Raw genomic sequence first — 13,857 nt, 5'->3', positions numbered from 1 at the left:
TTTACTCCTTAGGCAAAGTAGGCCGGCCAGACTGTGCCGGCATGGATGACTGGCGAAAGATCAACCACAGGCGCTGGAGCGCGGTGAAATTGGCCAGCAAGGCAATAGCCCAAATGGCGATGAGGGGACGATTGAGAATGAGGCAAGGCACCAAAACTAAAAACCGCTCAACGCGGGTCAGCAGTCCTCCCTCTACCCGAAAGCCCTGAGCCTCACCACGCGCTTTGGTGTAGGAAACCATCAGCGAACCACCCGCCGCCAAATAAATTAGGATAACAGAGGTTGGATCAGTCCGAGAGAGATAATAAACCAACAGTCCGCCCCACACCAGTAGTTCAGCGTAGCGGTCGGTCACCGAGTCTAACACACCACCAAAAGGGGAGGGTGAACCGCGAAGTCGTGCTAATGCCCCATCCAGGGCGTCGAGCGGCCAAATGACGAGCAATAGCCATCCCGCCCAGGTGATTCGCCCTTGTGCCAGCCAGAAGGCGGCCAAAACGTTTCCGGCCAGCCCGGCCAGGGTGATGGCGTTGGGGGTGACGCCTAAACGGGCCAATCCAAGCGCTATGCGTTCAAGGAGAGGTTTAAAGCGCTGGCGTAAAAAGGCGGTCAATGTTTGGGGAGATTGTTTCGGGGCATGAGGCGTCAATACGGTTCTCCTTCCTTGTGGCCATTTTGACGTATGCTATCCTAGCGTGGTAAAAAAGTCAAGTTTGATTGTTAAGCATCGAGTCCGGCGCAAGATCAGGCTGTCTCTTCATCGGGATAGGCGTCTTGGTCGTCCTCTTCGGGGGGAAGCAAGACCTCGCGCTCCCGCCCACCCCCTTGCGCCGGCCCCACAATCCCCATGGCTTCCAGTTCATCTAAAAGCCGCGCCGCGCGAGGGTAACCAATACGCAGGCGGCGCTGCAAGAGCGAAGCGCTGGCGCGCTGGGCGCGTCGTACTAAGGCAATGGCTTGTTCTAGCAAATCATCGGTCTCGTTGTCATCTTCTTGCAAGAGGGCTTCCCAGGGCGCTTCTTGAGGTTCGGTGGCTTGTTGGTGCCAGTAGGCAACGACACGGTTGATTTCCGAATCTTTCATGATCACCCCCTGGGCACGAATAGGGGTACCAACCTCGGGGTTCAGGAACAACATATCGCCCCGCCCTAGTAGGGCTTCGGCACCATTGGTATCGAGGATAACCCGCGAATCCACGGAAGAGGCCACGGCAAAGGCGATGCGCGCCGGAAAATTGGCCTTGATCAACCCGGTTAAGACATCGGTGCTGGGGCGTTGGGTGGCGATGACCAGGTGAATGCCAGTAGCGCGGGCAAGTTGCGCCAGGCGCACCAAGCTATGTTCGGTTTGATCTGGTGCTGACATCATCAAGTCGGCCAGTTCATCAATGATGATGACAATGCGCGGTAGGCCGGGCTGATCCTTGCGCACTTGTTTGGCATTATAAGCGTTTAGGTCACGAGCGCGGGCAGCCTCAAACAGACGATAACGTTGATCCATCTCGGTCAGTGCCCAGCGCAATACCGCTAGCATGCGTTCAATCTCGGTTTCAACTCGCCCCAAGAGGTGTGGCAGACCATCGAACCGCGCCAGTTCCACCATCTTAGGATCCATGATGGCGAGGCGCAGTTGCTCCGGGGTATTGTTCATCACCAGGCAGGTGATCAGGCTGGCCAGGCAGACGGATTTTCCTGACCCCGTTGTCCCTGCAATCAGCAAATGGGGCATACGTTCTAAATCGACAACCACGGGCTGGCCGGAAACATCCCGCCCTAAGGCCAGCGCCAGAGGAGAACGCAGGCGTTGAAAGGTTTCCGACTCGAGTATGGGTCGTAGACGCACCGGTGTGGTTGTACTATTAGGCACCTCAATACCTACGTAGGAATGGCCGGGTACCGGAGCCTCAATGCGCAGGCGTTCAGCCGCCAACGCCAGTGCCAGATCGCGGCTCAGGCTCGAGATCTGCGAAACGCGGACTTTCTGGCGCGTGGGCTGACCATCTGGGCCGAGACGCTCGATGAAGCCCGGTTCAACCGCGAACTGGGTAACGGTAGGACCACGCCGATAGCCCACCACCTGAGCCGGTAGGCCAAACTCGGCTAATGTCTGTTCGATCTTTCGGGCAACAGCGAGAATACGTTCTTCATCCAACCCGTTGGTTTCCTCTTGGATCAGCAGGTTCAATGGCGGCAAGCGCGGATCACGCACGGGGTTGACGATGGTGACCGGAACAGCACCGGGAGCGGGGTGGGGTGAAGGGGAGGGTGGTGCTGAAGGGGATGGTGCTTGCGTGACCGTCTCTGTGGGGGAGGACGTGACCAGGCGCTGACGTTCCTGCTCCACCCAACGTTTTAACGCTGCAAGGGCACGTTCCCACAGACCAAGACCGATCAATGTCAGCCCCAACCAAAGGGTAAACCATAACAATACATTGAGCGGGGGGAGGAGAATGCGGGCGCTGAGAGTACCCAATGCCCAGCCGATGATACCGCCATCAAGCCCGGATTCAGCGCGTTCTAGATCCAACCCTTCCATCATGCTCAACCAGGCCATCCAGGCGAAAAGCGCCCCTTCCAGGCTGAGGAAGCGTTTGAGGAAATGAATCGGAGGACTTCCGGCATGTCCCCATAGAATCTGTGCCCCTAGATAAGCCAAGAGCAAGATCAGACCATATCCCCCTAAGCCAAAGCCGCGCTTGAGCAATAAGCCCCAGGGAGAGATAAGGCTGCCCTGGCTGAGTGAGGTCATTCCCAGTAGGCTAAGTACTGCCAGAATGAGCAGGCTTAACCCTGCTGCATCTCGTCCAAAACGCTCAACCAGTATCCACGCCTTAACGACGTTGCCCAGCCAGGAACTCGAAGGTTCAGATCCGGCAACCCGAGACGGTGGTGCTTCTGAATGGCGGTTTGATCCTAAACGAGGGCTTACACGCATTCAGCACACACAAAGCCTAATCCCAAGCGGCGACGTTCCGCATCAATATGAAGAATGCGCACCTGCACCGCCTGGCCAACCTGGAGAACATGATCCGGGCCTTTTGTTCCGGGTGGTAGGTTCATTGAGGAGACGTGAATCAAGCCTTCCACCCCTTCTTCAAGACGGGCAAACGCGCCGTAAGGGGCTACAGCCGTGATCCAGGCGGGAACAATGTCACCGGGTTTATACCGCGCAGCCAGGGTGAGCCAGGGGTTGGGCATCAAGCGTTTGATGCTCAGCGCAATACGGGCATTTTCTTCAGAGACCTGCAAAACCAGCACGCGCACTTCGTCGCCAACCTGAACAATATCGCGGGGGTGTTGCACGCGCCCCCATGAAAGTTCAGAGACGTGGATGAGCCCTTCTACGCCCCCCAGATCCACAAAGACGCCGAAATCGGTGATGTTTGTCACCCGCCCAATCATCACCGTGCCTTCTTTCAACGTATCAAAGAGTGCACGGCGCCGCCCTTCACCAGCCAGGGCCGCGCGTTCCGATAGGACGATGCGATTTTGAGCCGGTTCGCATTCGATGACTTTGAGGCGCAGGGTGCGGTTTAAGTAGGCTGAAAGTGCGGCGCGACGTTTTTCCCCTTCCAGGTTGCTGCCAATATCCACCAAGTGAGAGATGGGCACAAATCCCTGGATCCGTTCGCCCTGTACCAATAATCCCCCCCGATTGAACCCATACACACGTAAAGTGAGCACCTCATCATTTTCAAAAACCTGCCGCACATATTTCCAATCGGTTTCGCATAAATCCGCCTGAAGCATGGGGCGGATTTCATACGTGCGGCAGTCGGGCATGATGGCGGCCTCATTGGCGAGTACAGACGCCCACCACCCCTCGTCGAGTGGTTCGGGTGATGACGTGTCGGTCATGGCGGTCATTCGTTTGGTGACCATAAATTCCTCCCCAATAAACACATATAAAATGAAATCCGATCCCTGAAGGATCGGGTTACCCCCGAGTTGAAGGTATTTGGGACTGGCGTTGATTTTGTTCTTCCATTTCCAGGAGGGCTCTGGCTACAGCTTCTATGGCAACCTTCTGCTTCCGATAAAGATCGGCTTCCGACATTGCTAGGCGCGCGGCAACCTCGCGTACCTTTTTACCTTGGACGAACTTTAATTCTAGTATATTATACAACACCCATTCGGCCGTGAATCGCCTTTCCCCCTCAGGACGCACCCTTTCAATGGCTTCTTTTAGTACGGCTCGCAGCGCATTAGAGACGTTTCCATCGTAGGCTTCAATCGCGCGTTGGACAATACTTAGTCGTAGGAGGGGGCTTTGCGTCAGTTTTGGGCCACCCCAATAGTGGGATAGTGCCTCGCGCACCCATTGGGCCAGATCAGTGGGTTCGGGCGGTACATTCTGTAAGGCTGCATTCTGATGATAACGGCCACTGGCGCGCAAACGCTGGATAAGTTCGGTCTGTGAGGTCAAGGTGCGCAGGGATTCAAATACTTCGCGCTGCAAACGATAGTCTTGAAGCGCCAGGACCATGCGGGCGGTCAGCGTAGCCAGGGCCTGCTCTTGTTCGCTATCCAATTCCAGGTTATCCACATCACTAATACCTAAAACACCCAGTATTTGAGGCTCACCTTCTGCATCTTCATCCATGAGAGGGATCAGCACATCGTTGCCCCAGCGAAAACGCCCGCTTAGACCGCCATTTTGAGCCAAAATTTGATTGAGGGAGGCATTAGTGTGGTTATTTTCCAGCCCGGTTTTTCCTACCCACACCAGAAGTTCAAGTCCTTGCGCATCCAGAGCCGCAACATATGCCCCCGGTGCTTGTAATCGATCACAGACGGCTGCCAGAAGGGCTTCTAGGAATTGACGCAGGTCGTTGCGGGTTAGTAAGCGTGTTTCCAGCCGGCGCAGAAGTTCGAGGTCATTTTTGTCTTTACCGTCAAACAACCATTGTTCTAGCAAAGGGAAGAATAAAGTGATCAGATATTCGCTCAATAATATGGTGGCGACCATGGTCATCGGCACTAAAGCAGAGTAAGGAGTGCCAAACTGCTCGCCGGTGCGGCGTACGATGGTGACTGCAGCCAAGGTAAGGCTGGCGGTTACAGGGCCGCGCAGGATCCACTTGAGCAAACGGCTCTTCACGGTGCGATCCGGCCAGCCCACCCCAAAGAACGCCACCGCGTAAGCCATGACCACAACCAATCCCCCCACCAGGAAGGTGTTGATTACGGAAAAAAGCCAGAAAAGTGTAACGTGGCGCGCTGCCAGGGCTGAACCAAAGAGTAGGTAGGGAAAAGAGCCTAATGCTGGCGCAATGGATCCGATCAACAAGTAGAACATACGGCGGCGGCCGCTTGAAGTGGTAGAACGTCGGAAGGCACGTACCAGGTTGTAGCCGCTGATGCCTATGGCCAGGGCATAGCAGAGCGTGAAAAGATCCGTGAGGGGGGTTGGGCGCAAGTGCGGGGCAGGTGCGCCGTTCTGGACCAGCGGACCAACCAACCAGGGTGTTGGGAGTAGCATCAAAAAGACCACCGAGATCAGGTAAGCCAGGCGAACGAAAAAGCGCCGCCGGCCACGGCTAGGTTTACCGGTGGTTTCCAATAGCGCATCTGAGAAGTGCAGATAGGCAGCAGGGAGTAAGATGATCCCAATCCATTGGGTACGTAGCCAAAAAGCCTGCTGTACCGGTTGGCTAGCCACGCTGGCCAGGGCTTCAGCTGTATAGACGATGACCACCGTCACCAAGATCAACGCAAATGAACGGGCAACCCGATCGCGCAGATTGAAGGCCAATGCATATAACAACAATGCAAAGGCGGTAATGGCGACCCCAGCGACCAGGATCTGGTTGAGGGTGATCAGTACGGTTAACATACCCAACCCATGACCTAACCTGTCTTTACAATACTAACGCAAGAGGCGACTGAAGAAAAGGGCGATATCTTGGTTGGCATAGTAGCGATCATGGAAACCGCTAAACTCGTAGCCAGCCTTGAGGGCAAGGTGAATGGCCGGCGTGTTTTTGGAACTCATCTCCAGCACGATTTTGCGCAGGCCACGGGGCAATGCCCAGGATTCGGCAGCCAGCAACAACGCGCTGGCAATCCCCTGGCGGCGGAAAGGTGTATCAACCACTAGGTCAAGCACCCAGGCAGTGGCTGGCGCGCGCGAATCGCTCAAGGTCAGATAACCCACTGGTTTCCCGCCTAATAGGGCTACCAGCCCACCGCTGCGCTCAGACCATGCCTGCAAAAGGAGCGTTGGCGACCGCGGGTACTGCAAGCGAGCGGTCCGAGGCAGGCGCACTTCGCGGAAGCCAATCGTAACCTGGCCTTCTTCCAACAAACGTTCCATTTGCCACACGTAATGGATTTCAATGGCGTGGTCCATGGCGACTAGGTATTGTAAATCGGCAGAAAGTACAGGGCGAATTTCAATTTGAGGCATGTGGGATCATCCTCCATCAGGAGCGAGAATGCGCACAGAGATCACGCAAGCCGGAAAGGGCTGGTTGGTGTTATCATAAACGACGAGACGCAATTCATAGTCTCCGGGTGTGACCATTTCAGTATCCCATTCTCCACTGCCCTCCCCTCCAAGGGGTTGGTCTATGATGGGACGGTTACCGGCGGCAATCGTCAACCAATCTTCAGAACCGATGGCGCGATATTCGTATTTGTAAAACCCCAGATTTGGAACGTTGACTGTCCCGCGTAAGACCACCTTGCCTTGCAAGGTACCTCCATTTTTGGGGTTGGTCCATTCAATCTGACCCGGGACACATCCTTCAGCAGCCGGTGTAGCGGGCAAAAGGGTTGCGGTGATCGCGGGAGTGGGAGTGGTCGGCGCGGCAAGAGGAGCGGCAAGTGGCGTTTCGAGTAGGGCAACGGTAGGGGTCGGTAACGGTTGCAGAGCGGTCGCCGCGGGGTAGACAAATGAAACGGTGATAAACTCCAGTAGTGCCAGGCCGATGACGAATACCAGCAACGTTAGTGCCCCGCGCAACCGCATCAGTGCACTCTCCCGTTCGAGCCCAAAGACGGCACCGCGCCAATCCTCCCAGGCGCGAATCAGATTGCGTAATCCAACCAAGGCCGCAATCCCCAGAAACGTGTAGATCCAGGTTTCGTAGGTCTTCAGAAAACGCAGCAGGTCGTCCATGGCTCCTGGTTTTGTGCTGCGGTGGGGACAAGGGGATTGGGCTAAGCCGGAAGCCGTTTGAGCACACCGCGGATTAGCGTGGTTAGTTTTGGCACCAGTACTTTCCCGGCTTGCAGCACTTCTTCGTGAGTGGTGATCGTGTTTCCATCCAAGTTGGCTTTATTGCTGATGCCCGAAAGGCCCAGGACACGCATTTTGCCGTGGCGGGCAACGGTCACCTCTGGAACGGTGGACATGCCCACCGCATCCGCTCCGATCAGGCGCAAGAATCGCAGGTCGGCGGGGGTTTCAAACGAAGGACCGGCCAAGCAGATGTAAACCCCCTCACGTAGGGTGAGGTTGGCTTCAACCGCTGCGGCACGGCAGTAGGTCATCAGCTCGCGATCATAAGCCTGGCTCATGTCCGGGAAACGCTCGCCGAACTCATCCAGGTTGGGGCCACGTAAGGGGTTTAACCCAGCCATACCGATGAGGTTAATGTGGTCGGTGATCAGCATCACATCACCGGGTTCAAAGGTTGGGTTCACTGCACCGGCGGCGTTGGTGACGATCAATGCGGAGATACCCAGGCTTTGCATCACTCGGATGGGGAAGGTGACCTGGGCCATGGTGTAACCTTCGTAGTAATGCGCACGCCCCTGCATGGTCATCACCACTTGACCTTCCAATTCCCCCACAATTAACCGCCCGCTGTGCCCAGGAACAGTTGAGACCGGCCAGTGCGGAATGTCGCAATAATCCACGATTGTGGGGTTGGCAATGTGTTCGGCCAGGCTGCCTAGGCCTGATCCCAAGATCAAAGCGACTCGAGGTTGAAGGGGGAGTTTGGAGCGAAGGTAATCACGGGCCTGGTAAATCGTTTCCAGTGTATGTGTATCCATGTGCTTCCAATTCCTGTCCTTATAAAGAATAATAACTTACCACAGTGGCTTTCCGCTGTGGAATTGAGCGCTCCCTGGCAGGTTTGATTATATCAGAAAGCCCAATGCCTTTATTGGGGGGATAGAAAATACCGTTGCTATGGAGGCTTACGAAAATAAAAAGCGCTTTGGATAGGAAAAGGTATATAATGAAAGGAAGATCACATATACCATGTAGAAATGCCGAGATGGCACCCCGGTTGCCTTCCATTTTGAAATTCTTGGATAGGTTCCCCAACTCACAAGAGGTCTACCCGGTTTGGCCGGCAGTGGCGACAGCGTTGATGCTTAATGCGGTGTTGGTGGGATATGCGCTTTTTACGCCATTACCCTGGTTGTCGCGCCAAATCAGTCTCTTTTTTGGCTTGTTTGGGATAGCAATTACAGCCCGGGCTTTATTTCATTTTCTTCGCTCCCCTCAATCTAAACCAAAGCGCTCGGCAAATTATCTGGGCTTGATCGGTAGCGGAGTGGTAATCCTATTGGCGTTTGGGCTTCACAACCACCTCATGCCGGGGTACACCACGGTGTTGGGGATCATTTTAATCACCCTGACCGCGGTGGTGCACGGGCGCAAAGCGACTTATGGGCTGTTTGCTGCGGTCACCCTGACGGCAACGGGGTTGTATCTCCTGGGATGGCTTGAAGCCCACACTCTCTGGCAAGAAGCAACACTTTTCTTTCTCACCAGTGCCTTGCTGGCTGAAACGACATTGCGGCTACGTCAGTCGTACCTCCAACAAGTGAATCATCTAAATATTCTCAATCGCGCGGCACGGGCACTGGCTTCCACCATTGAGTATCATCAGGTTATCAACTTGGCTTGCAGTTGGGTGCAAGAATCGCTCCCAGCTGATTCCTACTTTCTCGGGCTGCTGCATCGAGACAAACTACATCTTGAGCTGATCCATGATCTCGGGGAGTATTTTCCACCGACCGAGGTGACCCTCGAAGATACACTGGTTGCTCATGTCATACGCCGGGCGCAACCTTTGCTGATCAATGATATGGAATTGGAGCGGTATAAATATAAGCAAAGCGTGCGATATGTGGGGCAACCAAGGATATCTCAATCTTGGTTAGGGGTGCCCATGTCAGTGGGGGGTAAGGTCATTGGGGTCATTGTAGTTGCTTCTTACCGAAAAAATGCCTTCTCGAATAAGGATGTATGGTTGTTGGAAAACCTAGCCCAACTCGTAGCCATGGCTATTGCTAATGCTCGCCATCATCAACACGTGGAAGAGCGTTCCCAGTTGGATAGCTTGACCCAGGTGCTCAATCACAATGCCTTTCTCGAGACCCTGGAGCGTGCTCTGGCGCAGGCACGGAGTACAGGTTTGCCCGTTAGCCTGATTATGTTGGATGTGGATTACTTCAAGGAGTATAACGATTCCTTTGGACACCTGATGGGAGATCAGGTGCTCAAGCTGATCATCGAGGCCATCCGTCAGCACATTAAGCGTACCGATTGGGTGGGGCGTTGGGGTGGCGAAGAATTTGCCATTGCACTACCCAACGCCACTGGCGCTCAAGCCCATCGCGTGGCGCAACGTATCCGTGAGACCTTGCGTCAGGCTACGTTTACCGACCGGATGGGCAACCCGGTCAAACCACCGACGGTCAGTCAGGGAATTGCCGTCTTTCCCGATGAAGCCGATGAGGCGTTTGCGCTCATCGATTTAGCCGATCAACGGCTCTATAAGGCGAAAAGCCGCGGACGCGATCAGGTTGAACCTGATGCCGACTTTTGGGAGCGAAAAACCGATTCGGGTGATGAAGCGCTCTCTATGGAGCAAGCAACCTATCTGCAAACCGATGGTTAACCTAGCGCACTAAGCACGGCTCTAAAAGCCTCTAAGGTCTGGGCAACTTCGGCATCGCCGATCCAATAATGGGTGACCAGGCGGAACTGGCGCACCCCCACCACACCCACACGTACTCCATAGTCGGCCAAACGAGCCGCAAAAGCCGATGCATCTATGGGAAGGCTTTCATCCAGGGAGATAAAGACCATGTTGGTTGCTGGCATACCCATTGTCAGGCTGATCCCCGGTAGGCGCACCAGACCTTCGGCTAGCATCCGGGCGCGGCGGTGATCCTCGGTGAGACGGTCAATCATGGTTTCCAGCGCTACAATGCCGGCAGCGGCCAGGATCCCAGCCTGACGCATGCCTCCCCCCAGTTGTTTGCGGATGCGTCGCGCGCGTTCAATGAATTCCCGCGAGCCACAAAGTACAGAGCCGACTGGTGCACACAACCCTTTACTCAGGCAGAAGGTCACCGTATCGGCCGGCTCGGCGAGTGCTTTGGCGGTTACTCCCAGAGCCACCGCGGCGTTAAAGATGCGGGCACCATCTAGGTGGAGCGCTAAGCCGCGGGCGTGGATCGCGTCTCCGACCTGGTGGGTATAGGCCACACTTAGCGGTATGCCACCGCAGCGGTTATGGGTGTTCTCTAAGACCACCAGGCGGGTGATCGGGTGATGTACATCCGGCGGGCGGATGGCGGCCAAAATATCATCCAGGCGCAAAGTGCCATCCGGTTGGTTAGGCAACGTATGGACGAAAACCCCTCCCAGGGCTGAGACCCCACCACCTTCAAACAAGAAGGTATGACCCAGGTGTCCCATGATAACCTCATCGCCGCGCTGGCAATGGCCTAAGACTCCGATTAGGTTTCCCATAGTGCCGGAGGGGACGAAAAGGGCGGACTCTTTTCCCAACAGTTCGGCAGCCATGGCTTCGAGGCGGTTAACCGTGGGATCTTCACGATAAACGTCATCCCCAACCTCGGCGCGGGCCATGGCTTCGCGCATAGCAGGAGTGGGATGGGTTACGGTATCGGAGCGCAAATCAATCATGGAGGATTAGATCCCTTTCAGGTGAGATATCAGGCTGGTTGATACTGGCTTAACCACGCCAGGATTTTTTCTAGGTCAGCTGGAAGAGGGGCTTCAAAAGTGCGTGGTTCTTTTTCGCCGGGCAAGCGCAAGGTTATCCGCGCGGCGTGCAGGAAGTGACGTTGCAGAGGAAGGCTGGGATGACGGTGACCATAGAGGGTATCACCCACGATCGGGCACCCCAAAAAAGCCATGTGCACACGAATCTGATGCGTGCGCCCAGTGAGCGGATGCACCTCCAACAGGGTGTGTTGGCGGAAGGCTTTGCGGGTATGATACTCGGTGATGGCTTCGCGTCCTTTACCCGGGGGAAGCACGCTCATTTTCTGGCGATGAAGCGGATCGCGGCCAATGGGCGCCTCAATTCGCCCATGCGGTGTGGGGGGGCGACCATCTACCAAAGCCAAATAGGTCTTATGAACCTGGCGATGACGAAACTGATCCTGTAGCCAGCGATGGGCGCGGTCATTTTTCGCCACCAGCAGCAGCCCCGAAGTTTCTTTATCAAGGCGATGAACAATTCCGGGGCGGCGTTCCCCGCCCACCCCTTCGAGGTCAGGGTGATAGGCTAAAATGCCGTGCACTAGGGTGCCTTGAGCATGCCCCGGTGAAGGGTGAACCACCATGCCAGCAGGTTTGTTAATGATCATCAAATCATCATTCTCGAAAAGGATATCCAAAGGGATGTCTTCCGGTTGAAGGCGGCTAGGCTGGGGGGGCGGCAGGATAACCTGAATCTGTTGGCCGGGTTGGACGGGAAATCCGGTCTTCGTGATCACCCGCCCGTTAAGGCTTACCTTCCCTTCCTTGATGAGGTTCTGCAACCGAGCGCGCGAAAAATCGGGCAGGTACTGTACCAATACCTTATCCAGGCGTTCTTCACGAGCGCTCTCGAAAGCAAAGGTGATCACCTGATCAAGTTCGTTCATTGCTGGTCGGTTGTCGAGGCCGAGAGACTTTCTTCGGAAGTATGGGAGGGTGTCGCTTTGCGTGCTGCTTGTTCCCGACGTTCTTGCAGCCACACGCTTAAGATTAACAGCGCGGTGCCAATCGTAATGCTGGCATCGGCGACATTGAAGACGGGAAAAGTGCCCACAGAGATAAAATCGGTAACATGCCCAATGGTCAGACGGTCAATCAGATTGCCAATTGCGCCGCCCAGTTGAAGGCTCAACGCCAAGCGCAGCCAAGTTTCCTGCGCGGGTATGCGCGGGAAGTAATACAGGATAGCGAGAGCAACCAACACAGCCAGGATGGCGAAGAACTGCCCCTGTTCCTGTAACAACCCAAAGGCGACGCCCGTATTGTACCAATGTACAATACGGGCATAAGGTGCCAGCCACGGCCAGGGCACCCAGGTTTCGTAAAGCGCCAAATTTTGGCGGATCAGGGCTTTTGTCACCTGATCGAGGAGGATAACCCCTCCGGCAATCAAAATGAGCCAGCGATAACGCGTCCAGAGTTTCACGTGAGCCTCCCAGAATTGTCCTCCCTATTTTAATCCATGGTATGGGATTGAGCCGGTAAATGCCCTTAGGGCTTAATCCAGGTAAATCCAACCAGAGGCCTTGACGTGTACAGCCAGGTCATTTAGATCTAGTTTAGTGCCAAAGTAGAGCAGGTGGGAAGGACACTTTTGCCGGCAATCCCGACTGCCAAAACCCTGCATCGGAATGATGGCATTTGCAAAGGTGAGTGCCTGTTGCACCCATTGGCATTCCGAGTAGTCTGGGCTGATGGTGAATAACACGGCTTTGATTTGCCCGTATGGACGCAAAAAATCGAAGTGCCAGTGAGGCCGGACGGCGAGACTGAGGTGATGGCGAATACGCGCAGCGATCCCGCCCGGCCCGTGAGCACTCCCCCAATAGGTGTACCAACCGGCAGGGAAATCAAACGTGCCCAATTGTCCAATACGGGCGCGGGTGTTGTGGGGCAGCCATAAGACAAGGCCATAGATGCCGGGAGTGGTGGGCAAGGTCAAGGTCATTCGGGCACGCGGAAGAGAAAGTCTAACTGGTGGGCAATGAAAACTAATTCGCGGTGTGCAATTTGCTCCTTTCGGATAGCCAACCAATCCGACAGCGTGGTCGGTGAGATTAATGCTTGCCGGCTCAAACTGTCTTCAACAAAGTAAAGAATGCTACGCAGAAAATCGGCTTCCTCGGGCTGGTATTTCCCGTGCCGGGGCGAGACCACCCAATCCGATGCCCCGACGGCCATGAGGTCTAATCCTAACGCAGGGCCAAGGACAAACAATGCCCGACCGGTGGTGCTCCCTCCGGTGGGCAGGCCATGGAAACGGCGCTCATCCATGCTTTGATGATAAAGTGCAATAATCTGGGCGTCCAGATCAGGAGTCAGAAGGGGCAAGAACTGTGTCAGGCCATCGAAGTTGAGGGTGAGATAAAGCCATCCACCCGGGCGCACATAAGATATCAGTGTGCTCAGTCCCGCTTCAAGGTTGACCAGGTCCATCACCGCGTGGGCGATGATGCCGTCAAAGGCGCCGCTTCGGAAGGGGGACTGGCCGGGTGCAAAGGCGTCGGCGGCTAGGAATTCCACCCAAAGAGAACGCTGTCCCTTCTGGAGGTGGTAACGCCCGGTTTTCTTTTCAAGATGGGTGCGATTCTGGTGGGCCCATCTTACAAGCGCACCTTGTGCATAAAACAAGTTGGCAGGGTCAAGGTCTAGGGCCGTATAGATGGCATTATCCACCAGACCCCATTCCCAGGCGCGTTGAATCATGGTACCGATACCGGCTCCAACTTCTAAAAGTTTCAGAGGGCATTGAGCAGTACGTCTGGTGTGATTGACGAGGACATTCCAAACCTGGCGGTTGAGAGCGAGGTCATCCACGCTGCGTTTGACTTCTAAATAATGCTGAAAGTTAAACTCAAAAGAGCCCATACGATT

At 55.2% G+C, this 13,857-nt stretch carries 13 protein-coding genes; 1 reads left to right on the top strand and 12 read right to left on the bottom strand.

What is annotated here, in order from left to right:
- Position 1: 1 nt before the first annotated feature.
- The 7 genes from AC01YT_RS08405 to AC01YT_RS08375 form a co-directional block, all read right to left on the bottom strand.
- Positions 2-649 carry a CDP-alcohol phosphatidyltransferase family protein gene (locus AC01YT_RS08405; RefSeq protein ID WP_476674484.1) on the bottom strand — a complete coding sequence of 216 codons (648 nt, stop codon included), beginning with the start codon at positions 647-649 and terminating at the stop codon, positions 2-4.
- A gap of 95 nt (positions 650-744) precedes the next feature.
- On the bottom strand, positions 745-2,934 hold the full coding sequence (locus AC01YT_RS08400) for a DNA translocase FtsK (RefSeq protein WP_476674482.1): 2,190 nt from the start codon (positions 2,932-2,934) through the stop codon (positions 745-747).
- Positions 2,925-3,881: a 30S ribosomal protein S1 gene (locus AC01YT_RS08395; RefSeq protein WP_476674480.1), complete on the bottom strand. Its 957-nt coding sequence runs from the start codon at positions 3,879-3,881 to the stop codon at positions 2,925-2,927. Before AC01YT_RS08395 ends, AC01YT_RS08400 begins: the two co-directional genes overlap by 10 nt.
- A 55-nt stretch (positions 3,882-3,936) precedes the next feature.
- Positions 3,937-5,835: a histidine kinase N-terminal 7TM domain-containing protein gene (locus AC01YT_RS08390; RefSeq protein WP_476674478.1), complete on the bottom strand. Its 1,899-nt coding sequence runs from the start codon at positions 5,833-5,835 to the stop codon at positions 3,937-3,939.
- A 33-nt stretch (positions 5,836-5,868) separates the two neighbouring features.
- Positions 5,869-6,408, bottom strand: coding sequence for a GNAT family N-acetyltransferase (locus AC01YT_RS08385; protein WP_476674476.1), 540 nt, complete (start codon positions 6,406-6,408; stop codon positions 5,869-5,871).
- Positions 6,409-6,414: 6 nt separating this feature from the next.
- Entirely contained in the window at positions 6,415-7,122 is a 708-nt protein-coding gene (locus tag AC01YT_RS08380) for a hypothetical protein (RefSeq protein WP_476674474.1), read from the bottom strand.
- 41 nt (positions 7,123-7,163) lie between these two features.
- Positions 7,164-8,003, bottom strand: a complete 840-nt coding sequence (locus AC01YT_RS08375; protein ID WP_476674472.1) for a purine-nucleoside phosphorylase — start codon at positions 8,001-8,003, stop codon at positions 7,164-7,166.
- 227 nt (positions 8,004-8,230) lie between these two features.
- Here AC01YT_RS08375 and AC01YT_RS08370 point away from each other — a divergent pair, with 227 nt between their 5' ends.
- Complete coding sequence (locus AC01YT_RS08370; protein WP_476674470.1) at positions 8,231-9,865, top strand: diguanylate cyclase domain-containing protein; 1,635 nt, start codon at positions 8,231-8,233, stop codon at positions 9,863-9,865.
- Here the strand turns inward: AC01YT_RS08370 and ltaE are convergent.
- The 5 genes from ltaE to AC01YT_RS08345 form a co-directional block, all read right to left on the bottom strand.
- Positions 9,862-10,902: a low-specificity L-threonine aldolase gene (gene ltaE, locus AC01YT_RS08365; RefSeq protein ID WP_476674468.1), complete on the bottom strand. Its 1,041-nt coding sequence runs from the start codon at positions 10,900-10,902 to the stop codon at positions 9,862-9,864. The genes AC01YT_RS08370 and ltaE overlap by 4 nt on opposite strands.
- A 29-nt stretch (positions 10,903-10,931) precedes the next feature.
- Positions 10,932-11,870 carry an RluA family pseudouridine synthase gene (locus AC01YT_RS08360; RefSeq protein WP_424912946.1) on the bottom strand — a complete coding sequence of 313 codons (939 nt, stop codon included), beginning with the start codon at positions 11,868-11,870 and terminating at the stop codon, positions 10,932-10,934.
- The gene (lspA, locus tag AC01YT_RS08355; protein ID WP_476674467.1) at positions 11,867-12,409 is read right to left on the bottom strand and encodes a signal peptidase II; all 543 of its coding nucleotides are present in this window, start codon (positions 12,407-12,409) and stop codon (positions 11,867-11,869) included. The genes AC01YT_RS08360 and lspA overlap by 4 nt, the downstream gene beginning before the upstream one ends.
- Positions 12,410-12,481: 72 nt before the next feature.
- Positions 12,482-12,931 carry a GIY-YIG nuclease family protein gene (locus AC01YT_RS08350; RefSeq protein ID WP_424912948.1) on the bottom strand — a complete coding sequence of 150 codons (450 nt, stop codon included), beginning with the start codon at positions 12,929-12,931 and terminating at the stop codon, positions 12,482-12,484.
- Positions 12,928-13,851, bottom strand: a complete 924-nt coding sequence (locus AC01YT_RS08345; RefSeq protein WP_476674466.1) for a class I SAM-dependent methyltransferase — start codon at positions 13,849-13,851, stop codon at positions 12,928-12,930. Before AC01YT_RS08345 ends, AC01YT_RS08350 begins: the two co-directional genes overlap by 4 nt.
- Positions 13,852-13,857: the final 6 nt, after the last annotated feature.

The organism is Thermanaerothrix sp., from assembly GCF_056331585.1.
Note: the sequence above shows the minus strand (reverse complement) of the source record. Positions and strands in the feature narration are given on the sequence as shown.